Consider the following 22,960-nt stretch of genomic DNA (forward strand, 5'->3'; position numbering starts at 1 on the left):
CGACCTCCAAGCGCAAGCCCAAGGCTGCTCAGGCCAAAGGCTATGTCGATGGCCGCATCGCCCGCTCACATGTCTCCACTGCTCGTGTGCTTAAACAGGCTTCGGGGAAAAGACCTTGAAAGGGATGGCCCTCAAGGCCGGTACCGACACCCGGCACGCGGGCGTGCACGACCTCAACGCCGCCCAGGTGTTCGCGCAGGAAAGCCTGTGGCATGAACAGGCCGTGGCCCAGGGCCGGGACCCGCTGGCCTGGCGCCTGCAGCATCTGCAGGGCCGGGCCCAGGACCTCGCGCGCCAGGTCGCCGAGCGCGCGCAGTGGCCAGAAGCAGAACAAGACCTTCCTGCCAGCCAGCCCGACGCCAATGGCCGGCTGCATGGCCGCGGCTTTGCGACCGCGCAGTTGCAGACGCTTGACGCCTCGGGCGCGCAGCGCGTGGTCTGGAGCGCCTGGGTCGCCGAAGTCGCCGTGCACCCGCAGACCGGCGCGATCGAAGTCACGCGCGTGGTTGCCGGCCACGACAGCCAGCAGTTGCATGCCGCGCAAGGCGCGACGCTGCGGCCCGAAATCCAATGGCAGGAACAGGATCCGCAACTGCTGGCCAATGCCCGCCAACTGCTGGGCACGGCATCGGCGTTCGACGACTGGAAAGACGCCCATGGCCTGGTGCCGCGCGCGCAGCAGACCGACCTGGCCAGCCCCGCCACGCCGCAGAGCGGCCTGATCCAGCAAGGCCGACTCGCCCTCGACGGCGTCGAAACCCTGCCCGCGGCCGCGGCCATCGCCAATGCCGTTGCGCATGCGACCGGCGTGCGCCTGCGCGAAGTGCCATTCGATTCCGAGCAACTGCGCCTTTCCTTGACCAGCGCCGACGCCGCTGCCGCGCCCGTACGCCAACGCCCCTGGGGCTGGTGGGCCGCGGGCGTGGCTGCGGTTTCCGGTATCGCCGCCATGGCCTGGCCGCTCAAGCCCGCGCTGCCATTGACCTCCGGCCCCGACGTGACGCTGTATTCCGCGCAGGCCATAGAGCGCGGCCGCCTGGTGGCCGCCGCGGGCGACTGCGTGGTCTGCCATACCGCCCCCGGCGGCGCAGCCAACGCCGGCGGATTCGGGCTCGAAACGCCGTTCGGCACGATCTACTCGACCAATATCACGCCCGACAACGAGACCGGCATTGGCCGCTGGTCGTACCCCGCGTTCGAGCGTGCAATGCGCCAGGGGATTCACCAGGACGGCCGCCAGCTCTATCCCGCCTTCCCGTACACGGCGTTTGCCAAGCTCAGCGACGGCGACCTGCAGGCGCTCTATGGCTATCTGATGTCGCAAGCGCCCGTCAAGGCCCAGGCGCCGCAGACGCAGCTGGCCTTCCCCTATAACCTGCGCCCGGCCATGGCCGGCTGGAACGCGCTGTTCCACGATGCCACACCGTTCAAGCCCGACCCAGCGCGCACGCCCGAATGGAACCGCGGCGCCTATCTGGTCGAAGGCGCGGGCCACTGCGCCGCTTGCCATTCGCCGCGCAATGCGCTGGGCGCGGAAAAGACCGGCATTCACTACCTCGGCGGCGGCGAAGCCGAAGGCTGGAGCGCTCCGGCCCTCAATCAACTGGCCGAAGGCAAGCGCCCCTGGACGCGCGACACGCTCTACCAATATCTGCGCACCGGCTTCTCGCCGCAGCACGGCGTTGCCGCCGGCCCCATGGCGCCGGTCATCCACGGCCTGGCCGAACTGCCCGACAGCGACCTGCGCGCGATCACCACCTATCTGCTGGAGTTGGCGCCATCGACGGCACAGCCTGCGGCTGCTCCCGGGAAGAGCGTGGCGGCTGCCGCACCGGCTGCGCCTGCCGCAGTCATCCAGCCCGCAGCGCCCCCGGTCTATGCCCAGCATGTCAACGGCGAGCGCATCTACCAGAACGCCTGCGCGGTCTGCCACGAAGCGGGGAGCGGTCCGACGCTGTTCGGCGTCAAGCCGCTGCTGGCGCTCAACACCAACGTGCATGCGGCCACGCCGGACAACCTGGTCCAGGTGATTCTCAATGGCATCCAGACCCCGGCGAATGAAGCACTAGGCCATATGCCGGGCTTCAGGGACAGCCTCGACGACGCCCAGATCCTGGATTTGATTGCTTATTTGCGTGAACGATTTGCACCGGAGGAAAAAGCTTGGCCCCATGAAACGAAGGCGATCAGCAAACTGCGCGCGTCAGCAGCGGCGCATTGAGAAAAGTGAAAAAAACCACGCGGATACCGGCCCAGGCCAGGAATCCATTCTTCTGCACCCATGAGGAGCTCCGGCAAACCAGCCCATCGCATTCAATCTGGACAAGCGCTATTTCCCTGACGGCTGAGAACCAATGCAGCCCCGGGATGGATATTCAAACGCACTCAACAAAAGCCGCCGAAGTATTGCAAGGCGTTTCGCCTTGCAAGCACCGGCTTGAAAACATCGCCATGACTTACCAAGGAAGCCTTATATGTCAGCTACATTAATTTCCGTCGAAAAAGGGATACAGACCGCAGGTGTCGGGAAGTTCCAGTACCGACTTTTCGTGATTTTCGGTCTGGTATGGCTTGCCGATGCCATGCAGGTGCTGTCCATCGGCTTCAGCGCGCCGTCGATCGCCAAGACCTTTGGCATCACCATGCCCCAGGCATTGAGCACCGGCACGCTGTTCTTCATCGGCATGCTGATCGGTGCCTTCGTGTTCGGCCGCCTCGCCGACCGCATCGGCCGCCGTCCCGTGCTGATGATGGCCGTGGTCATCGATGCCTGCGCGGGTGTCGCCTCGGCGTTCGCACCCGATCTGGCCTGGCTTCTGGTCCTGCGCTTCATCACCGGCATAGGCGTGGGCGGCACGCTGCCCGTCGACTACACGATGATGGCCGAGTTCCTGCCGAGCAACAAGCGCGGCCGCTGGCTGGTGCTGCTCGAGTCCTTCTGGGCCGTGGGCACGATCTGTCTTGCGGTCCTGTCGCTGATCGCCGTGTCCTGGGGCGATGACGCCTGGCGCCTGATCTTCTTCGTGACCGGAATCCCGGCGCTGATCGGTGTGGTGCTGCGCTTTTACATTCCCGAATCTCCGCTGTTCCTCAACCGCAGCGGCAAGTCACGCGAAGCCCGTGACGTGCTGCAACGCGTTGCCAACGTCAATGGCAGCCTGGTCCAGATCCCCGCGCTGCAGCCCGAGAAGCAGGAGCACAAGTCGGTCTTTGCGCTGTTCTCACTCGAACTGCGCCGCCGCAGCATAGGCTTGCTGCTCGCCTGGGCGCTGATTTCGATCGCCTACTACGGCGTATTCGTCTACCTGCCCATCCAGCTCTCGAGCTCGGGCTTCGGCTTCATGCGCGGCCAGGAGTTCCTGGTGGTGCTGGCCCTGGTCCAGCTGCCCGGCTTTGCGCTGTCGGCCTATGGCGTCGAACGCTGGGGACGCAAGCCCACGCTGATCGGCTTCCTGTTGCTCAGCGCCTTCGGCTGCCTGCTGTACAGCCTGGGCACGTCGACAGCCGTCGTGGTCGGCTCCACGCTGCTGATGAGCTTCTCGCTGCTCGGCGTCTGGGGCGCACTGTATGCGTTCACTCCCGAGGTCTACCCGACCAGCCTGCGTGCCAGCGGCATGGGCATGGCCGGTGCGGTCGCGCGTTTTGGCGGCCTGTTCGCGCCAGCGATCATCGCGCCCATCATGACCACCCACTTCACGCTGTCGCTGTTCGTTCTGTCGGCCATGCTGGTCGCAGGCGCGGTCTCGATCTGGTCGGTCGACGTCGAATCGCGCAATCGCGTCCTGGATTGAACGCCAGCGCCGCAGGCGCATGAAAAGGCCTGCGCGAGGCGGGAGGCCCAAAGGCCTCTTTGCCTGGCTTCAGCGCCCGTGCTGCGCCACAAAGCCCTGCACCCGCTCGAGCACCTGGGCCGCGCTCTCGCGGTGCGGCACATGGCCGCAGCCGGCGAGATACGCAAGCGACACCGGCCCGCCCGAAAGCGCCGCAATGCGCTCGGGCTGGCGCGCCGAGCCGAATTCGTCGTCGGCGCCCTGGAACACCAGCATGGGACAGCGCACCTGCGCCAGCGCCGCATCGAGGCTCCAGTCGCGGAACGCGGGCGAGAGCCAGGTATCGACCCAGGCATCCAGGACCCACTGCGCCTTGCCGGGGTGGTATTTCTCCAGCCGCTGCATTTGCCCCGGCGCGGCAAACGCGTCCCGCGCCGCGCGAATGCCATCGAGCGTCAGTGTCTCGACGAAGGACTGCGCCGATTCGGTGATGACCGCCTCGCAACGCGCGGAGTAGGCGGCGGCGATCGACACCGCCATGCCGCCGCCCACGCTGTGGCCGAACACCATGAAGCGGTCGATGCTGAACGCGTCGAGCACTGCGGCAAAACTGCCCTGCGCCTCGGAGGCGACAAAATCCGCTGTGAGCAGGCCGGGGTGAACGTCGGACCGGCCAAAACCCAGCCGGTCATAGCTGATGACGGCCTGCCCGGTCACGCGCGCCAGATCCGCCGGGAAGCTGCGCCACAGCGCGGTGCAGCCCAGCGAATCGTGCAGCAGCACGATGGGCAGGCGCGTATCGGCGCCGGCATCGGCGGGCCAGCGCTGCGCATGGACATGGCCCAACGCGGTCGGGATCCATGCCTCGTGCAGGCCGGTGTCGGCGGGCGCGGTCATGCGCCGCGCTTCCTGCAGGCGGGCCTCGGTGCAGGCTTGCAATGCTCTGTCATCCACTCTCGCTCCTCCATGAACTGCAACGTTGCCGTAGCATTGTGGCTCCGCATCCAGCGCCGTGCCACGGCTCATCTGGCGGCTGCGCTCAATGCCGCGCTTCCTCGCAATAGGCCAGACCCTTTCCCCAGGCGGCCTGACCCGCTTCATCGCCGGCCGCGGGAAGTCGGGCGTAGACATTTCTCTCGCCTGTGGCGTGTCGGCCGGCCAGACACAGCAGGTCATTCGCCGCCCCCGGAAAACTGGGAAAAACCCAATGCAGCCTGGAGCGCACGCTGATTCGTCTGGCATTGGGAAAGCGCTTCAAGGCATCCGCGACGGCTTCACAGGTGCTGGGGGAGAAGGCGGTATAGCAAAAGCCACCCACATTGACGACGCAAAACCTCATGGCACTCCTTGTTGATTTGGCATTTCTCTTCACCCGTACTATCGGCAGGTTTGTGTCTAAATGAAACAAAAAAACAATCATCCTGCATATTCCGGAAGTGAAGACGTGAAAAAGCCCGCGTGTCGCGGGCTTTTTCGTGCGCTAGAAGGCCATGCTGTGACCGTCGGGAATCCGGCTCCTGTCGCCTTCAGTTCAGAAGCTCTCCCATTCGTTCTCGCTGGCGCGTGCCGCCGCGGTCTTGGCCGGGGCTGCAGGAATTTGGGCCGTGGTCGGCGGCTGAATGCGTTGGGCAGGCTGGGCCACGGCCGTCTTCGAGGGGGCAACACGGCTGCGCTCCGGCTCCACGCGCACGGCGACGACCGCGCTGCCGCCGCCGAGATTGAACACCGCCACCGCCTTGACGAGTTCGCCCGCCTGTACGTTCAGCGCGCTCGCGGCGGCCGCCATTTCCTCGACCAGCGACGCATTTTGCTGCGTGGCCTGATCCATCTGCGTGACGGCTTCGCCAATCTGGCCCACGCCCGCACTCTGTTCGCTGCTGGCCGCGCTGATCTCGCCCATGATGTCGGTCACGTTGCGAATGGCCTTGACGACTTCGGTCATGGTCGCTCCGGCCTTGTCCACCAGGGCGCTGCCCTGCTCCACGCGCTCCACGCTTGCCGTGATCAGGCCCTTGATTTCCTTGGCGGCGTCGGCGCTGCGCTGGGCCAGGCTGCGCACTTCGCTAGCGACCACGGCAAAGCCGCGGCCTTGCTCGCCCGCGCGCGCGGCCTCTACGGCAGCGTTGAGCGCCAGGATATTGGTCTGGAACGCAATTCCGTCGATCACGGAGATGATGTCCGCAATCCTGGCGCTGCTGGCGTTGATGCTTTTCATCGTCGCTATGACTTCGGCCACCACCTCGCCGCCCTGGGCTGCGACCGTGGACGCATTGACGGCCAGCTGGTTGGCGGCGCGTGCATTCTCGGCATTCTGGCGCACGGTGGAGCCCAGCTCCTCCATCGAGGCTGCGGTCTGCTCCAGCGCCGAGGCCTGCTCTTCCGTGCGCGCCGACAGGTCGTTGTTGCCCGAGGCAATCTGCGAACTCCCCGTCGCCACGCCTTCGGCGTTTTGCCGCACCAGGCTCACGGTAGTGGCCAGGCTTTGCTGCATCTTCTGCATGGAGCGCAGCAGCTGGCCGGTCTCGTCGTTGGACTGCACCACGATCTGCGAACTGAGATCGCCGCCGGCGATGCGGTCCGATACTTCCACCGCGCGCCGCAGCGGGCGAACGATGGAGCTGGTGATGCTGATCGCCAGAAAAATAGCCACCAGCACCGCAATGCTCGCGGCAATCAGGATGTCGCGCTCCAGCGCCTTGGCGCTGGCCTCGGCGCGCCCGCCGGCCTCCTCGGTCATTCGCGCCTGCAAAGCCATCTGCTCATGGACAGCGGCCTGGTAGGCCAGCTGGGCCGGGCGAAATTGTTCCTCGAGCGACAGGATGGCTTCTTCCGTCTGCCCCTGCTGCAGCAGCGCCAGGTACTGGTTGCCTGACTGGAGAAATGCCGCCCGCAAAGTCTGCATCTTCGCCAGGATGGCCTTGCCTTCGCTGGAGGTGATCATCGCATCAAGCGTCTTGAACTGGACCTCCACATCGGCTCTTGCCGCAGCGATCCGCTCGAGGGAGGCTTTCTTGATCGCGCTCGATGTGAAGATCGCCAGATTGCGCACCTGGATCGCCTGTTCGTTGACCTCATCGATCACGGTATTCAAGGCCTTGCTCAGCGGTATGCGCTGCTCCACCACATCGGCCAGCTCGGCGCGCTGGCTGGCGGAACGCCAAAGGCCAATCCCCGCCAAGGCGACCAGCAGCAACACCAAAATACTGAATGCCACGATCAGTCGTGACGAGATTTTTAATTGGTTCATTGTTTTGTCTCTCAAAGAAAATGAATGCGCCACATGCGCCGCCCCCCCGAACCGAGGGGGCAGCAAATTCATTGCGATGGTGATTCCCGTCGTTGGGAGGGCGGTTTCGGCCAGCATGCCGTGTCACGGCGGGCCAGGCCCGCGGCCCGGACCATCAAGATGCCGAGGCCGGACCCGGCGACACGCTGCCCACCGATTCAGGCTTCACGCCACGTTCTGCACCCCGGTGGGGCCATCAGGCACAAGGCCCGGCCAAGCTTCGGCAGTGGCAGCGCAGCGCACTGGTACCTGGTGGTGCTGATTTGAGCCAGCGCAAACGCGCCAGCGTCCACCATGGGATGTGGTCCATGATGAATTCTTGGGCTTCACGCGCCATTGGGGCGGCTGCGCCATCTCATTGGACTTCTTGCTCAAGTGCGAACACGTTCGACGCCAGACAAATGCCACGGGGATAAGAGGTTTATATGGATATCGAAGCGGCTTCCTAAGAGTGCTCTTCAACCCTGATGACAAAAAAACAGGGGCGGCGCTGGCCCTCCAATGGCAGGAGTGCCACTCCCCAAATGATCCACAACGGGTCTTTATTGCGTTTCATAACAATAATTACAATTGTAACACAGACAAAACCCAGGGTATTTTCCATGGACATCTTTTCCATTTGCCCCTTAAGGAGGGTTGTTGCGGCAACCCCAATCCACCACGGCGCACCGTCTTCACGCCCCTGACCCGACGCGGACAGCGCCGAGCTCGGCGGCAAATTGATTCCGGAATTCTTCAGGCATTGCGCCTGCAGCGGATGCGGCCGAAGGCACAAATGTGACCACCCAACTCGGACCGCTGGCAGCAATCACGGGCAATGCGCAACGCTCTCGATGGCAGTCTGGCCGGCCTTTGACCAGCTTCGCTGGTGATGGAGATTTCGACAGCGTTGCGGGTCACGCTGGCACCGATTCGGTGCTCTCATCCGCCTGGATTCTTCCAGCGCCAAGTCATATCGCTCACTGCTTTTCGCAATGGACATCATCCTGAAAATCTCAAATATCCAAGGTCACAAAAGAAAATACCAATTTGAATTTTTCATATATACCCTTGTTTAAGGTCAGCATTTTTTTGCTTCATCTGCAGTAATTGGAGCATCTTCAGCAAGCCTGCCTCTCAATGCTGCAATACCGTATATCGCGCGACCCTCATCCTCGCTAGGTTCCCACGAGGGAACAAATCCAATAACTTCAAATACATGCCCAAGATTTTTTTCAAAGCTCATTAGCTCAAAAATATAACCAGGTATTTCATCGACGGTGCAATTCTTTATTACGACATCGGTACACCAACGTCGCAATTCCGAACGATCTATAGCAGAGGCAAACAAACATGTAACCACAAAGCAAATTGTGTCACTTTCTTCAAACGTGATTCCAGAACAGCTCACTTCATTTCCCTTTAGGAATTACATTTCCACCAATATGTCGGTTTTATTATGTATTAATGCAGGAACCAGCTGCATTCTCCCATAGTCTTGATGATGATGCCATGTATAACCATCAATCTTTTTGGCTTCACGTTTAATTTGCTCAATCTGATTCTTTGTGAATTTATGTTCAGGCGCCTCACCTTTCTTTATTGAATTCCACAAATCGACTGAAGCAAATTTCATTTGATCATCGTAGCTTAACGAATTGAATTCATTACTTGATATTTTCGTATCAAATACAGCCACATCATCAAATATTGGAAATCCACGCCCATCAAGAACAACCTCTGTGACGGGATGTTTTTTTCCAGCAAGATGTTGATTCGCTGCCGTTGTGGGCGGCACTGCGGTGGAGATAACTTTCCCGGGATATTCCAACTCCAACTCTGCGCGTTTCAGCTTTGGATTGTAAGGTATGTCTTTCCCCAACGCCCCCGGCCATTTTGGAAGAAGTTTGGCAGTATCTCCTCTTTCTCCGCATCAGACATTGCGCCGAGAAATTTCGGCCAATTTTCATGATTTCTCAGAAAATCCCAGGAGGCCTTCAACCCCTGTTTTTCATCATTTTTTCTTCTGAGTCACCGGCCAGTGCCTTGCCCCCTGTTTTAGCGGTTTGCGCAAAATATTTTGCTCCGTCAATGCAATTTTCAGCAACTCCCAACCCAATATTACATATCGGGCAGTCATTCATTGACGATTTAGCCAAGCCTATTGCTTCATACGCCTGCGCCACCCAGTGTGAATGCGATTAGATCCCCCTTCATCATCGCCAACACAATCGCTCTTTCCAGTACATTTTCTGATATTTATTCCGATCCATATGCAAATCGGACATTTCGCCCAGAAGTTGCGGCCAGTCTTCATGACTTCTTAGAAAATACCAAGAACCTTCCAATCCTTTTTTACGTCATTTTCTGCGCCAAAAACTTTTCATGATGTCCGCATCGGCCTGATACTTGGTCATCAGTTCCTGGATGCTCCAGCTCTTATTCAGGCCTTTGGCACCATCGCCAGTCAGCACGTCACGGAAAATGCAAGCAATGGTTTCGGCGGCGATCTGGCCGGTCTGCGACAACTGCTCAGTTTCGCTGGTGAAATGTGGCTTCAGCGCCCTTCATTGCACGTGTCGACAACCCGGCGGCCAACACAACCCAGTAAATCACAGATTTACGGCTGAAACTGGGCGTGGACGGGCAGGCGCGGCTCCCCGGGTAAAGCAACGACGCAGCAAGGGTGTTGTGAGCCGCCCCAAGAAAAATCCATCCATTACAGCCATATCTACCAGGAATTATTAACTTAAACCATTATTTATAAAAAGAAAGCCGTCCAGCCACTATCGATGCCAAAGAACTTAGCGGCAAGACCATGGTATAAAAGAACTTATCCCCAGCGTCTGATGCATAAAATATAGGAAATCTCATTTCCGGAATAAAGTATTTAAAAAAATTATCAAACATAATAAGAAAAACTGGAGAGAAAAAAATAACAAAAATGTATGACCTCCACCCCCTCTTGAACTCAAAAAATCCATATATCACCCCCAACATCATAGCGGGAGCTCCATACAAGAATATGCCATACATAAACCCAACAAAAACAACACCAGGAATTAAATATAAATTATCAATCCAGTACTTCAACCCAAGCCCGCTATGCAGAGATACACCGATGGCAAGATAGGGTGCACCCACAAATCCTGGACTGATAGAAAATATTAATATAGTTCTCATAAAAGCAAAAACTTTATTCTTCATCACTTACAGCCTTGCTCAGCGCCATACCCCAGTAATTTACACCCATACTTCACCCTTGAATCCAAATCAAGAATATCAATTCCATTTTCAATGGTTTGCCTTCCATTCAAAATATCTAATTTTTCATCGGTGAAAAATTTTATGGATTTTCTAAAAATACCATACCCCCCACCCAAATATTTCTCATGTATCGGCTGTAGAATTTTTTGCTCATCTTGAAGCTGGTTGATATCCCAAGCAATAGGATTGGATTTTTTATCATTATATACGCCCCTAAAATTATTGAAGCCTCCACTCATAAGCTCTTTACCAGCGGCTTCTCTCCATGAATAAACTGGAGCCAAAGCTCTACCGACACCGAACGTTAAATAAGAGAAATTTCCGTCCGCGCCTAGGCCGGTCCAAGGCGCGCGTGACACAAATTCAGCTCCTTCATACCACTTTACACCTGCACCCATATTTTTCTCATACAGATTACTGGCTGCAAAGAAATCTGCCCTCTTATCGATGGTGCTGTAATATAAATTTATCCTTTCCTTCGCAGCATCGCTGTTATATACATAATCAAACAAGCTCACCGATGAACGGGCAACATCTTTTTTCATAAAATCCCACGCATCTCGCATTGCTACATATTTCGTCGCTGTACTAATAGCGTTTCGACAGGCATCTCCAACGGGATCTCTTCCGCATATTGACTTCGTTTCCTCATCTATCTTTTGACTTGATTCTTCGGCCCACCTTATTGCTAACTCTTTTTCCTCATCACTTTTACAACTCTTGCCGCTCAAGCAATTTTTCAATTTATTTACAGCCTGATGACCAAGACTATTGTTTATCACTTCATTTAAACCAGCCGCCACCCCCGCAGTACCGCCTACAGTCGTAGCCGCTACCGTGCTCGCGGCTGCAACCAACGTATCAGCCAGTGGCCCCTGGATATCTGCATCGTCCAGCATTGCGGCTACTTGCGGTGCCGTGGCAGAACCCACGGCACCGCCCAGAGCGCCACCGATTCCTCCAGTGAGCCCTCCCGCAATCGCATGCAACCCTATACGCCAGTTACCGTTATCACCCCAATCTTTTTCAATTTGAATGGCATTGTGTTGAAGTTCTTCAGATAGCTCTGGGTTGCTTTCTTTGATCGCCTCAGCTTGTGTCAATAAATCTACGGCTTCTTCTTTTTTTTCCTGCCCATAGTCACCAATCGTTCTACTAAGATTTTTCCCAGCCTGCTTCGTTATTTCAACTTGCGCATCGACGTCTTCGCGTACCTTTTGCGCATCAAAACTATTCATGACACCCGTTTCAGAATCTCCTGTCCTGATGTCTGCCTTGCCGGCAATGCCGCTGATGCCCGAGTAGGTCGTGCTGGTGGCATTGCTGCTTTTGTGACCTATGCCCATACCGCCTGTCGGAGTGAGACCTTTTTGGGAGGGGGTCATGCCGCCGCTGGCGCTGAAACCTTGAGCCTTGTAACGTGCGATGTTTTCGATATCGCTGGTCGTCAGTTCCCCCCCGGTGTGGAATGTGTTTTTCTTGTCATCTATGGCCTGCTGGGTGCTGGAAATAACAGCGCCGCGCAGATCGGTGTCTTTCGCCACATCGATGATGAATCCCCCATTGCCCGCCTTCAAACCGCTTTGCTCGTTGACACTTGCATACTCACTATCGATCTTGCTCTTGGCTATCTGCAAGTTGCCATGGGAGGCCGTGGTGATTTCCCCCTGCCGGTTGCTCAGCGTGCCGGACATCGCCAGATGCACGCTGCCGGCATTGCTGACGATGCGCACCTGGGCGTTGTTCGCCAGATTGCGTGCAGAAAGGGACAGGTCGCTCGCTGCGCTGAGCGTGCCGGCTTGGTTGTCTATCGTCTCCTGTACCTGTGCGGTCAGGCGCGTGCCGACGACTTGCCCTACGCCGGCTTCGCCGCCCCCGGTACCGGCCTGGACGGCAGTCTGATCCAGGCCATGCCTGCTGCACCGCTGGTGCTGGCCCCCGGCCGTATCGAGGTGGCGCAGCATCTGGACAACACCGGCGAGCTGCTGGCCAACGGCGCCACCGATCTGCAGACCACGGCGGCGCTGACCAACAGCGGAACCATTCAAGTGCGCGATCTGCACAGCGATGGCCTGCTCGACAACAGCCAGGGAACGCTGCTGGCGCAGCAGCTGCACGGCACGCATGGCGCGCTGGTGAACCGTGCCGGCGCCATTCACATCGAGAGCGACCTGGGCCTCGTGGCCCAGCGCATGGACAACACCGGCGGCACCATTGGCAGCGCGCAGTCTTTGCGCAATGACCAAGGGCGCGGCGACTGCCGGCGCAGCGCGCGCACCCAGCACGGCTTGGGGGCCGGTACTCGACAGCGTGGTGCTGGAAATAGCCAGTGCCTGCGATCCGGTCTGGGTGATGCTGCCCGCATTGCTCAGGTGCGCGGCGCTGATTTCCAGCCGCTGGGCTACGACCACGCCCGCCTGCTGATTGTCCAGATGCCCCATCTGGGCGAGCAACTGGCGCTGGGCCTGCAGGGTTCCCGCGTTGGTCGTGACTGCGCCGCCATCGGCCAGCAGCAGATCCTGTTGGCTGGTCAGCGTGCCGCTGTTGGCTATGCCCTGGGCCGAGATCTTCAGATCGGCCGAGGTGGCATTGCTGGCGATGGCGCCGGTGTTGCGCAGCTCGCCATCGACAGACAAGGTCAGACCAGCGTGCATCGCCGAAAACGTGCCGGCATTGCGCGCTCCCAGTCCGGCCTCGGTGCCGACAATGAAGATCCTGCCGGCATACATGCCGCCGAGCTGCGCCACATCGAGCGCGAACTGCGGTCTGTCCTGGGGCGCGGTGGCGGCGGTGCTGGGCTTGCCGTCCGCGGCAATTTCATTGACCCCCATGACCACCCGCAGATCCTGGGCCCAGACGCCTGCATTCAGCGAGACTGCGCGCGCCAGGATGTGAGCATAGTCGGCTTGGCTCGCGTCCAGGCCCTGGCCCTGGGCATGGATCAAACCGGATTGCACGCTGAAGCCGTCGAGACTGCCTCCTGTGCCATACAGCGGCCTGCCCGTGGTCAAGGTCACGCCCGCGGCGTTGAGAAAAGACAGGCCATCCACCACCAGACCCGAGGGATTGGCAATGATTACGTCGGCTCTTTGCCCCGCGACTTCCAAGGGCCCCATCAGCCGCGACCGGGTCGCCGAGTTGACCTCGTTGACGATCACTTTGGCGCTGCCTTTCGCCAGCCTGGCATTGCCTTACAGCCAGCCACCGATCTGGCTCTGTACAGCCGTGCGGCTGTTGTTGAGGATGGCGCCTTTGGCGCCCATGTCGAACTGCTGATAACGGTTGCGGCTCACGCCGGCGGCCGAAGGCGTCTGGATATTGACCGTCAGCGTGCCATTCGCGGAGTTCAGCACCGTGGGGCGCTGGTGGCCGGGCGCAGCCCGATCGGGAATGATCTGCGCAAAGCCGGCATGCCCGCCGAGCAATAAAACCAAGGCGGCCGCGACCGGTTTGAGTGCAAAGTCACCGGTTCGCTCCCAGACCGGTGCCGCCCCTGGAGGCGTGTCGGCATTGCTGCCCTGGCCGCCGCTGGAGGCGGTTTCCTGCACGACCATGCGCAGGCCACGGGACTTGTTGAAAATGACGCGAAATAGATGCTTGTTCATGGCGCGATCTCAAAAGCTGTAGGCCAGGCTGAACGCCACATTGGTGTGCGCAGTGCGAAAGTGCTCGGGCTTTCTGACCGGCGTGGCCAGGAACACCTCGTAGGAGAAGCCGCTCCCGGCGCCGCGCAGACCGATGGCCGCACCCGCCAGGGATCGGCCCACGAGGTACTCGGCCGACGGGCCGCTGACCCGGCCGGTATCCAGCGCGAGGAATGCCTCGGCGTGGGCATTCAACGGCAGACCGATCTCGTTGCGCCAGGTGCGGCCGCGCTCGGCCAGCAGATTGCTTTCGCCATCGAAGCCGCGCACGGTGTAGCGCCCGCCTATGCCGATACGGTCCTGCGGCGTCAGCGCCGTCTTGTTCCACTGGCCATGCCATGCCGTGGAAAATCTCAGGCGCTTGCCCGCCACCTCGAAAGGCCGGGTCAGCGCCAGGTCGGCGATGTAGAGCTTCATGCGCGAAGTGCCTTCACCCCAGAGCTCTTCGGGTGCATGCAGCGCGCCGAACGCGCCCGTGCCGCGCTTGAATGCCAGGTTGCCCTCGAAGAGCGCCGCACCCAGATAGCTGCGCTGCGCGAGGCTCAGCTCATAGCCCGCGGTGCTGCGGCGCTGCACATCGATTTCGGTGTCGTCGATGAAGTTGGACGATGCGCGGTGAAAGGCACGCACGCCAGCGATGGTGCGGGACCAGGCGTTGCGGTGGATGACCCGGCTGAGCTTGGCATCGAGCTGGCTGGATTCACCGCTGTAGGCGTACTCTTCATAGGCGCCGGCCACGGTCTGGTGATAGCGGTTGGAGGAACCCGTGAGGCCCAGCAACCAGTAGTCGAGCGGCACGGAATAGTGCAGCGCAAGGTTTTCCGTGCCGCGGCGGTCACCGTTTCGGATGCCGCGGCCCAGGCTCAGGTAGATCAAATCGTTGCGCAGCAGAGGGTTGTCCCAGGACAGCGTGGCCGTGCCCTGCAGCTTGCCGGTCGCTTTCGTGCCGCCATCGTCCAAAGCCAGATTCAGTCGAAACGGCGTCGATTTGCGGTAGCTGACCAGCAGATCGCTTTGCCCGGGCGCCACGCCAGGGCCTTCGGCCGGGACGATCTGGATGTCGGCGTCGGCCGTGGGAACGCGCTTGAGGTTCTCCAGCCCCTGCTCGATGTCGCGCAGCTGCAGCAGTTCGCCGCGCCGCGACGGCAGCGCGCTCAGAATCGATGCATCGCCCGCGCTGTCGGGGCTCAAACGCACATCGCGCAAGACGCCGGGAAGAAACGCAATCTCCAGCACGCCGTTTTGCAGATTCTGCGGCACAACCATCACCCGCGAAGTGATGAAGCCGCGCGCCACGAGCGCGTGCTGCATTCTTGCCAGAATGATTTCCACGCCTTTGGCACCAATGCAGGGTGCGCGCCGCAGGTCCAGGCCTGCGGCATCCTGCAGCCAGGGCACGTCGCCGGACTGCGCGCCGGTGATCCGGATTTCATGCAAGGGAAAGCACGGCGACTCGTCCTCGGGCATTTCCAGCGCCTGCGCCTTGGGCTGCTCCTGCAGCACATCGACATCGGGCGCGATGCGTTCGCGCAGCGCTCTTTCGCGCTCCTGCTGGCGCTGCTGCTGCAGCTGATCGAGGCGGGCCTCGGGCGCCACTGCGGGCAACGCTGGCGATACGGGCTGTAGCTGGGCCGCAGCGGTGCTGCTGCACACGAATGTGCACAGGAAAATGGCCGGGCTTAGGCGTTTGCTCATCACAGGCTTCCTGCAGATGGGGTCGTGGAGTTCTCCGGATTCCGTCAACGCCAAGCCTAAGTTGACAATAGTTTTTGTTTTGTAAGAAATTAACTACGATAGTTATTTTCTTAACTCACTGCAATGCGGCAACATCTGCGTGCGCAGCCGCATGTCCGACAGCACCGGCCCGTGGGCTGCTAAGCTGGACACCGGGGCGCCACAGCCCGCACGGAGGGTGACAATGCAGCCTGACGCTATCGACTACAGGATCATGGAACACCTGCAAAAGCACGGCCGCAGCAGCGCCAGGGCCGTGTCCCAGGTCGTGAACCTGTCCCCGCGGGCCGCGCTGGCACGCATACGCGCGCTCGAGGCGCATGGGCATCTGCGCGGCTACCACGCCGAAATCGACCGCGCGGTGCTCGGCGCGCATGTCGCGGTGTTCGCCGAAGTCGCGCTCAAGGACCAGCGCCAGGCGACGGTGCGCCTGTTCGAGCAGCATGCCGCGGCCTGCCCCGAAGTCATCGCCTGCCATCTGGTCAGCGGGCGCTTTGACTACCTGGTGCGGTTTTGCTGCCGGGACCTCGCGCACTACCAGGAACTGACCGACGCCTGGCTCGACCAACCCGCGCTGGGCATAGAGAAAATCGTGACCAGCACCGAGTTGAAGACGGTCAAGGAGTTCAGCGGCTTTCCCCTTTTCACCGCGCCACGCCGAATGGGCTGATCGGCAGCCCACCTTCAGCCGTTTCGGCGGCGCGAGCGCGGTTTTTGCGCGCTTGTCGTGCGCCCGCCGGCCTAGACTGGGGGCATGGCCGCGACGCGGCAAACGGCAAAACGGCGAGGAGCACGATATGACCAGATACCTGGGTGTCAAGGATCTCCAGCGCATGGTCGGCGAGATCGGCGTGCAGACCATGATCGCCGACATCGCCGGCTTCATCCGCGAAGACTTCCTGCGCTGGCAAAGCTACCAGAAGTCGGCGCGCACGGCCAACCACTCGCCCGAAGGCGTGATCGAACTCATGCCGGCTTCGGACGACAGCTTGTTTGCCTTCAAGTACGTCAACGGCCATCCGCGCAACCCGCTGCGGCAACTGCCCACGGTGATGGCCTTCGGCGTGCTCGCCGAAGTCGCGACCGGCTATCCGCTGCTGCTCAGCGAGTTGACGATCACGACGGCGCTGCGCACCGCCGCGACCTCGGTGCTGGCCGCACGGCTGTTCGCGCGTGCCGACAGCCGCTGCATGGCGCTGATCGGCAACGGCGCGCAAAGCGAGTTCCAGGCGATTGCCTTCATGGATGCGCTTGGCATCCGCGAAATCCGCGCCTACGACGTCGACCGCGAGGCGACCGACAAGCTGATCGCCAACCTCGCACCCCATATCCGCACGGGCCGGCTGCAGGTCATGCCCATGGACTCGGTGCGCGACGCCGTCGCCGGCGCCGACATCGTCACGACGCTCACGGCCGACAAGTCCAGGGCCACGATACTCAGCGCCGACATGATCGTGCCGGGAATGCACCTCAACGCGGTCGGCGGCGATTGCCCCGGCAAGACCGAGCTTGACCCACGCATCCTGCAGCAGGCCACCGTGGTGGTGGAGTTCGAGCCGCAAACGCGCATCGAAGGCGAACTGCAGCAGATGCCTGCGGATTTTCGCGTGCTCGAACTGTGGAAAGTGCTCCAGGGCCTGGAAAGCGGCAGAAGCCACGCGCGCGAGATCACGGTCTTCGACTCCGTGGGCTTCGCGCTCGAGGACCTGTCCGCGCTGCGCTACCTGCACCAGCGGGCGAGCAGCATGCATATCGGAAGGCCGCTTGAAATCGTTCCGCGCCTGCACGACCCCAAGGATCTCTTTGGCTGCGCCGTAGGCACCGCCCCGTCTCTCGTAACCGCGCAATGAGGAGCCTCACCATGGACTACGCCACCAGACGCCTGCAGATCATCAGCGCGGAAATCGGCGAAGGCGCGGTCGACGGCGGCTGCAAGTACGGCGCGCGCGCACTGCTGGACGCGGGCTTCGTCCAGGCGCTGACCGATGCGGGCTGCGAGGTGCAGGCCCTCGCCAAAGTGACCTCCGCCCCCCTGCGCGCCCGCGACCGCATGGACACCGTGGCCCGCTTCAACCGCGCGCTCGCCGAGGCCGTTGCGCACCGGGTGCGCAGCGGCACGCAGTTGCTGGTGCTCGGCGGCGACCACTCCTGCGCGATCGGCACCTGGAGCGGCGTCGCACAGGCGCTGTCGCCGCAGGGCCGGCTGGGATTGATCTGGGTCGATGCACACCTCGACGCGCATACGCCCGACTCCTCGGAGTCCAAGGCGCCGCATGGCATGCCGCTGGCGGCCTTGCTGGGCCACGGCAGCGCGGCCTTCACCGGGCTTTTTGGCTGGTCGGGAAAGATTGCGCCCGCGCACCTGGTCGTCATCGGCGCGCGCAGCTATGAAAGCGCAGAGCGCCAGCTGCTCGAAACGCTGGGCGTGCGCGTGATCTACATGGAGGAAGTCGCGCGCCGGGGCTTCGCGGCCTGCTTCGCCGAGGCGCAAGCCACGGTGTCGGCCGGCTGCGCGGGCTGGGGCGTGAGCTTCGATCTCGACGGCCTCGATCCCGACGACGCGCCCGCGACCGGCACGCCCGTTGCACAGGGCATCTCCCTGGCCCAGGCCAGCGCGGCCTTGCGCCGCTGCCGCAACGATCCCCGCTTTGTCGGCCTGGAAATCGCCGAGTACAACCCGCTCAAGGACTATGGCGGCAAGACCGCGCGCGCCGTGCAGGCGCTCGCGGTCTCGGGGCTGGGGCGGGAACTCGGCATTCAGGCAGGCAGCGAAGCCTTGATCGCCCGAAGCTTGTAACTGCCGGGCTCAGACGGAGCCGTGCACGGGCAGCGCACCGCTGCGGATGGCATTCATCAACTCCGCCTGCACCTCTTCGCGGCTGCGGCCTTGAGCGGTGGCCGGCGCAGGATAGTTGCCGGGAAACAGCTCGTTCATCTTCAGGCCGCTCACGCCATCGACGGGAACATCGCCCGTGCGAATGGCCTCGGCGAGTTCGGCCTTGACCTGTTCGCGGGTCTTGCCCTGCACCGCGGCCCTGGCGGGGTAGCTGCCTGGGAAAACTTCGTTGGCCTTGCGCCCGGTTTCATGGTCGATGACGATGTCGCCCGTGCGCACGGCTTGCGCCAGTTCGGCCTGTACTTGCTCGCGGCTCAGCGCCGTCGACGCGTCGGCGGCAACGGCCTGGCCTGCGGTGAAAGCGGCGATGGTGACGGCGAGAATGGAGAGGTAGGTGCTTTTCATGATGTTCGGTCCTGTGTCTGCTTGCTTGATGTGGAGGACTGCTGTCCGGTCCATGGGATGAACTTTAAAATTTCCACGATCAAAGATAAACAGTGCAAAAAGAATCCATGTGTTTCTAAAAATGAAATAATCCAGTTTTACCTGCCCCGGAGCTTGGACATGGACCGTTTGCTTTCAATGCGGGTGTTTGAACGCGTGGTCAACGAAGGCGGGTTTGCCGCGGCGGCCAGGGCGCTCGACATGTCGGCGCCCGTGGTCACGCGCCTGGTGGCCGACCTCGAAGACCATCTGGGAACGCGCCTGCTGCAGCGCTCGACGCGCCGCCTGTCGCTGACCGAGGCCGGCCAGAGCTATCTGAGCCGCGTGCGCAACATCCTGCAGGACATAGACGAAGCCGATGCCGTGACCCGCTCGCAGAGCACCGAACTCGAGGGTCTGCTGCGCGTGCACGCGCCGCCCGTGCTCGCCAGCTATGTGCTCGCGCCCATGCTCGCCAATTTCAGGCAGCGCTACCCCAGGATTCAGTTCGACGTCGAGGTCGAAACGACGACTGAGCCGCCGTTCGAGGAGTTCGACATCACGCTGATGGGCACGGACGAAGGCTTCAATGGCGAAGTCATCGCGCGCAAGGTGATAGCGTCCGAAGCCATTCTGGTCGCATCACCGGCTTACCTGCAGCGCCGGGGAACGCCGCAGCAGCCCGAGAACCTCGTGAACCACGACTGCCTGCGGCTCAAGCAATCGAACGGCCGCCCGCGCGCCTGGCGCATGTGGTGCGTGGCCGACCCCGACAACTCGCGCGAGATCACCGTGACGCCGGTGATCGCCGCCAACCACACCGACACGCTGCTGCGCGCGGCGCTCGACGGCGCGGGCATCACTTCGGTGGCCCTGGACACCGTCGCGCCCTACCTCACGCGCGGTGACCTGGTGCGGGTGCTCGCCCCCTGGATCACCGGTCGCCTGGTGATGTACGCGGTCCTGCCCAGCCGCAAGTTCATTCCGCAGCGCACGCGGGTGTTTCTCGACTACCTGGTCGAGCAGGCGCGAACCCAGGCCGGCAGCGCCTTGCAGGCCTGCGCGGCACGCCATGCCTGAAGCGCACTTCAATGGCAGGCACAGGCCTCGCCATGCGCCGCGCCGACCAGCTCCTTGAGAATGCCGCAGCCCTGGTGGGCATGGTCGCCGTTGCAGGCCCGGCGCAGCTGCAGCAGTTGCTGCTCCAGCGCCTGCATGCTCTGCAGCCGGGCGCGCACGCGGCTCAGTTGCGCGTCGACCAGTTGGTCCACGTCCAGGCAGGCGTCCTGGGGCGCGTCGATGGCCGTGAGCAGGCGGCGCACGTCGGGCAGCGGAATATCGAGTGCGCGGCAATGGCGTATGAAGGACAGCCGCTCCAGATGCAGCGGCGCGTAGTCGCGGTAGCCGTTGTCCAGCCGCGCGGGCTCGGGCCACAGGCCCTGCTTCTCGTAGAAGCGTATGGTCTCTATGTCGACACCGGTGGCGCGCGCCAGTTCCTTGATTTGCATGGGAGTCTCCGAATGGCTGCATGGGACGGCAAAGGCATTTCGCCGGGCAAGCTAACACTGTAGCAACTACAGGGTTTCCCATGCAAGCCACCTTGGCTTCACCCCTGCACCGAGCGGTGTCAGGTGAGCGCTGCAGCATGCGCCTTGAGCACCACGGGCACCGACTTGGAAGTCGGCGTGCCCGCACCTATGGCCGTGGACGCCAGCGGCACCAGCGGGTTGGTCTCGGGGTAGTAGGCGCCGATATTGCCGCGCGGAATGTCGTAGGCGACCAGGCGAAAGCCGTCGGCGCGCCGCTCCTGGCCATCGTCCCAGACCGACAGCAGATCGACCCAGTCGCCGTCGTTCATGCCCAGTGCACGGATGTCCTCGGCGTGGATGAACACCACGCGGCGCTGGCCGAACACGCCGCGGTAGCGGTCGTCCATGCCGTACACGGTGGTGTTGTACTGGTCGTGCGAGCGCATGGTCATCAGCGAGAACACGATCTGGTCAGGGGTGCGCACGCGCGCGCGGTGCACCGGCGTATCGCAGGGCACGGCATGCGCGACAAACACGGCCTTGCCGCCGGGCGTGTTCCAGACGCGCTCGCTGGCCGTGTTGCGCAGCCGGAAGCCCCCGGGCTTGGCGACCAGCGCATTGAAATCCTTGAAGTCGTCGAACACCTGGGCAATCAGATCGCGCACGCGCGCATAGTCCTCGACCAGCCAGCGCCAAGGTATGCGACTTTGCGTCAGCGTGGCCGCGGCCAGGCGCGCGACGATCGCGGGCTCGGACAGCAGCAGCTCCGACGCCGGCGCGTTGATGCCCGCGGACAGATGCACCATGCTCATCGAATCCTCGACGGACACGCTCTGCGCCCCGCCGGCCTGCATGTCGATCTCGGTGCGGCCCAGACAGGGCAGTATCAGCGCATCGCGCCCGTGCACCAGGTGGCTGCGGTTGAGCTTGGTCGTCACATGCACCGTGAGATCGCACTGGCGCAGCGCGCGCCAGGTGGCATCGGTGTCGGGCGCGGCCGCGGCGAAGTTGCCGCCCAGCGCAAAGAACACGCGTCCATGGCCATCGAGCATCAGGCGGATCGCTTCGACGGTGTCCACGCCATCGGCGCGCGGCGGCGCAAAGCCGAACACCTGCTGCAGCCGGTCGAGCAGCGCGGCCGGCGGCTTTTCCCAGATGCCCATGCTGCGGTCACCCTGCACATTGCTGTGGCCGCGCACCGGGCAGGCGCCCGCGCCCTGGCGGCCCAGGTTGCCGCGCAGCAGCAGCAGGTTGACCAGCATCTGCACCGTCGCCACCGAATGCGTGTGCTGGGTGATGCCCATGCCCCAGCAGACGATGGCGCTGCCCGCGCCGATGTAGACCTCGCCGGCGGCGCGCATCTGCGCTTCGCTCAGGCCGGACTCGCGCGCCAGCACCTCCCAGTCCTCGGCCTGCAGGTCGGCGGCCAGGGCCTCGAAACCGCTGGTGTGCTCGGCAATGAACGCCTGATCGAGCACGCCGCCGCGCGCGGCTTGCTGCTCGAGCACATGTTTCATCATGCCCTTGACCGCGGCCAGATCGCCGCCCGCGCGCACCTGGAAGTAGTGCGTGCTGATGGGCGTGGCGCTCATGGTCGCCATCTCGAGCTTGCTTTGCGGGTCCTGGAAACGCTCGAGGCCGCGCTCGTGCAGCGGGTTGAAGCTGACGATGCGCGCGCCGCGCTTGTGCGCCGCGCGCAGCTCGCCCAGCATGCGCGGGTGGTTGGTGCCAGGGTTCTGGCCGAAGATGAAGATCGCGTCGGCATGCTCGAAGTCCTCGAGCGTCACCGTGCCCTTGCCCACGCCGATCTGCGGCCGCATGCCGTTGCCGCTGGCCTCGTGGCACATGTTCGAGCAGTCGGGGAAATTGTTGGTGCCGTACTCGCGCACGAACAGCTGGTAGAGGAAGGCGGCCTCGTTGCTGGCCCGGCCCGAGGTGTAGAAAATCGCCTGGTTCGGGTCGGGCAGCGCCTGCAACTGCTGTGCGATCAGCGCGAAGGCCGCGTCCCAGTCGAGCGGCAGATAGCGGTCGCTGGCGGCGTCATAGCGCATGGGGTGCGTGAGCCGGCCCTGGTCCTCGAGCCAGAAGTCGCTTTGCGCCATCATCTCGCTCACGGTGTGGCGCGCAAAGAACTCGGGGCCTGCGCGCCGCGCCGTGGCTTCGGCGGCCACGGCCTTGGCGCCGTTCTCGCAGAACTCGAAGCTCGACGCATGGTTGCGGTCGGGCCAGGCGCAGCCGGGGCAGTCGAAGCCGCCCTGCTGGTTGGCCGACAGCAGCGTGCGCGCGCCCTTGAGCGCGATGTCGTTGCGCAGCAGCGTGTTCTTCACGCTGCGCAGCGCACCCCATCCGCCCGCCGGGCCGGGGTAGAACTCAATTTTTTGCTTGTCCATTGTGTCGCTGGTCTGGAGTGGAGGGCGGCGCGCGCCGGCGCGCAATGGTCCAAATTATGCGGCCGGGCGCGCAGTATCCGGCACAAGGCCGCATTGCCGCCC

20 protein-coding genes and 2 pseudogenes are annotated in these 22,960 nt (G+C 62.2%); 7 read left to right on the forward strand and 15 right to left on the reverse strand.

From position 1 onward, the window contains the following. Window positions 1-124: 124 nt before the first annotated feature. Both GVL12_RS26625 and GVL12_RS18610 read left to right on the forward strand, forming a co-directional pair. Window positions 125-2,221 carry a cytochrome c gene (locus tag GVL12_RS26625; RefSeq protein ID WP_159916830.1) on the forward strand — a complete coding sequence of 699 codons (2,097 nt, stop codon included), beginning with the start codon at window positions 125-127 and terminating at the stop codon, window positions 2,219-2,221. A gap of 253 nt (window positions 2,222-2,474) precedes the next feature. Further along, complete coding sequence (locus GVL12_RS18610) at window positions 2,475-3,791, forward strand: MFS transporter (RefSeq protein ID WP_159916832.1); 1,317 nt, start codon at window positions 2,475-2,477, stop codon at window positions 3,789-3,791. Window positions 3,792-3,860: 69 nt separating this feature from the next. Here the strand turns inward: GVL12_RS18610 and GVL12_RS18615 are convergent, their stop codons facing one another. The 10 genes from GVL12_RS18615 to GVL12_RS27040 form a co-directional block, all read right to left on the reverse strand. Continuing rightward, window positions 3,861-4,724, reverse strand: a complete 864-nt coding sequence (locus tag GVL12_RS18615) for an alpha/beta fold hydrolase (protein WP_235033907.1) — start codon at window positions 4,722-4,724, stop codon at window positions 3,861-3,863. 85 nt (window positions 4,725-4,809) lie between these two features. After that, entirely contained in the window at window positions 4,810-5,190 is a 381-nt protein-coding gene (locus GVL12_RS18620) for a hypothetical protein (protein WP_159916834.1), read from the reverse strand. Between the two features lie 111 nt (window positions 5,191-5,301). Further along, entirely contained in the window at window positions 5,302-7,017 is a 1,716-nt protein-coding gene (locus GVL12_RS26920; RefSeq protein ID WP_159916836.1) for a methyl-accepting chemotaxis protein, read from the reverse strand. Window positions 7,018-7,501: 484 nt separating this feature from the next. Further along, a complete protein-coding gene (locus tag GVL12_RS18630; protein WP_159916838.1) occupies window positions 7,502-7,660 on the reverse strand; it encodes a hypothetical protein in 159 nt (52 codons plus the stop codon). Between the two features lie 456 nt (window positions 7,661-8,116). Then, window positions 8,117-8,446, reverse strand: a complete 330-nt coding sequence (locus tag GVL12_RS18635; protein WP_159916840.1) for a hypothetical protein — start codon at window positions 8,444-8,446, stop codon at window positions 8,117-8,119. Window positions 8,447-8,464: 18 nt separating this feature from the next. Then, window positions 8,465-8,917 (reverse strand): HNH endonuclease, encoded by a 453-nt coding sequence (locus tag GVL12_RS18640; protein WP_159916842.1) that lies wholly within the window; start codon window positions 8,915-8,917, stop codon window positions 8,465-8,467. A 115-nt stretch (window positions 8,918-9,032) separates the two neighbouring features. Further along, window positions 9,033-9,194, reverse strand: coding sequence for a hypothetical protein (locus tag GVL12_RS18645; protein ID WP_159916844.1), 162 nt, complete (start codon window positions 9,192-9,194; stop codon window positions 9,033-9,035). Between the two features lie 201 nt (window positions 9,195-9,395). Next, complete coding sequence (locus GVL12_RS18650; RefSeq protein ID WP_159916846.1) at window positions 9,396-9,563, reverse strand: hypothetical protein; 168 nt, start codon at window positions 9,561-9,563, stop codon at window positions 9,396-9,398. 229 nt (window positions 9,564-9,792) lie between these two features. Next, a complete protein-coding gene (locus GVL12_RS18655; protein WP_159916848.1) occupies window positions 9,793-10,242 on the reverse strand; it encodes a hypothetical protein in 450 nt (149 codons plus the stop codon). Further along, the gene (locus tag GVL12_RS27040) at window positions 10,242-12,266 is read right to left on the reverse strand and encodes a hypothetical protein (RefSeq protein ID WP_368855047.1); all 2,025 of its coding nucleotides are present in this window, start codon (window positions 12,264-12,266) and stop codon (window positions 10,242-10,244) included. Before GVL12_RS27040 ends, GVL12_RS18655 begins: the two co-directional genes overlap by 1 nt. Between GVL12_RS27040 and GVL12_RS27045 the strand changes: the two are divergent. Beyond that, a pseudogene (locus GVL12_RS27045) lies at window positions 12,213-12,467 on the forward strand (hypothetical protein); the annotation flags it as partial. The gene GVL12_RS27040 and the pseudogene GVL12_RS27045 sit on opposite strands and share 54 nt — an antisense overlap. A gap of 459 nt (window positions 12,468-12,926) precedes the next feature. Here GVL12_RS27045 and GVL12_RS27050 read toward each other — a convergent pair. Together GVL12_RS27050 and GVL12_RS18670 are read right to left on the reverse strand one after the other, a co-directional pair. Beyond that, window positions 12,927-13,907: pseudogene (locus tag GVL12_RS27050) on the reverse strand (filamentous hemagglutinin N-terminal domain-containing protein); the annotation flags it as partial. Between the two features lie 9 nt (window positions 13,908-13,916). Continuing rightward, window positions 13,917-15,641, reverse strand: a complete 1,725-nt coding sequence (locus GVL12_RS18670; RefSeq protein WP_159916852.1) for a ShlB/FhaC/HecB family hemolysin secretion/activation protein — start codon at window positions 15,639-15,641, stop codon at window positions 13,917-13,919. Between the two features lie 223 nt (window positions 15,642-15,864). Between GVL12_RS18670 and GVL12_RS18675 the strand changes: the two genes are divergently transcribed. The 3 genes from GVL12_RS18675 to GVL12_RS18685 all read left to right on the forward strand — a co-directional run bounded on the left by GVL12_RS18675 (window position 15,865) and on the right by GVL12_RS18685 (window position 18,477). Beyond that, window positions 15,865-16,350 (forward strand): Lrp/AsnC family transcriptional regulator, encoded by a 486-nt coding sequence (locus GVL12_RS18675; protein WP_159916854.1) that lies wholly within the window; start codon window positions 15,865-15,867, stop codon window positions 16,348-16,350. A 127-nt stretch (window positions 16,351-16,477) separates the two neighbouring features. Further along, on the forward strand, window positions 16,478-17,530 hold the full coding sequence (locus GVL12_RS18680; protein WP_159916856.1) for an ornithine cyclodeaminase: 1,053 nt from the start codon (window positions 16,478-16,480) through the stop codon (window positions 17,528-17,530). Window positions 17,531-17,541: 11 nt separating this feature from the next. Further along, entirely contained in the window at window positions 17,542-18,477 is a 936-nt protein-coding gene (locus GVL12_RS18685; RefSeq protein ID WP_159916858.1) for an arginase, read from the forward strand. 9 nt (window positions 18,478-18,486) lie between these two features. Here GVL12_RS18685 and GVL12_RS18690 read toward each other — a convergent pair whose 3' ends face one another. Continuing rightward, complete coding sequence (locus tag GVL12_RS18690; protein ID WP_159916859.1) at window positions 18,487-18,921, reverse strand: DUF4148 domain-containing protein; 435 nt, start codon at window positions 18,919-18,921, stop codon at window positions 18,487-18,489. Between the two features lie 159 nt (window positions 18,922-19,080). Between GVL12_RS18690 and GVL12_RS18695 the strand changes: the two genes are divergently transcribed. Further along, window positions 19,081-20,019 carry a LysR family transcriptional regulator gene (locus GVL12_RS18695; protein ID WP_159916861.1) on the forward strand — a complete coding sequence of 313 codons (939 nt, stop codon included), beginning with the start codon at window positions 19,081-19,083 and terminating at the stop codon, window positions 20,017-20,019. Between the two features lie 8 nt (window positions 20,020-20,027). Here the strand turns inward: GVL12_RS18695 and GVL12_RS18700 are convergent, their stop codons facing one another. After that, window positions 20,028-20,447: a MerR family transcriptional regulator gene (locus GVL12_RS18700; RefSeq protein WP_159916863.1), complete on the reverse strand. Its 420-nt coding sequence runs from the start codon at window positions 20,445-20,447 to the stop codon at window positions 20,028-20,030. Window positions 20,448-20,566: 119 nt separating this feature from the next. Continuing rightward, window positions 20,567-22,858 (reverse strand): FdhF/YdeP family oxidoreductase, encoded by a 2,292-nt coding sequence (locus GVL12_RS18705; RefSeq protein WP_159916865.1) that lies wholly within the window; start codon window positions 22,856-22,858, stop codon window positions 20,567-20,569. Window positions 22,859-22,960 lie beyond the last annotated feature (102 nt).

This window comes from Pantoea sp. 18069 (assembly GCF_902706035.1).
Taxonomy (GTDB): Bacteria; Pseudomonadota; Gammaproteobacteria; order Burkholderiales; family Burkholderiaceae_C; genus Comamonas.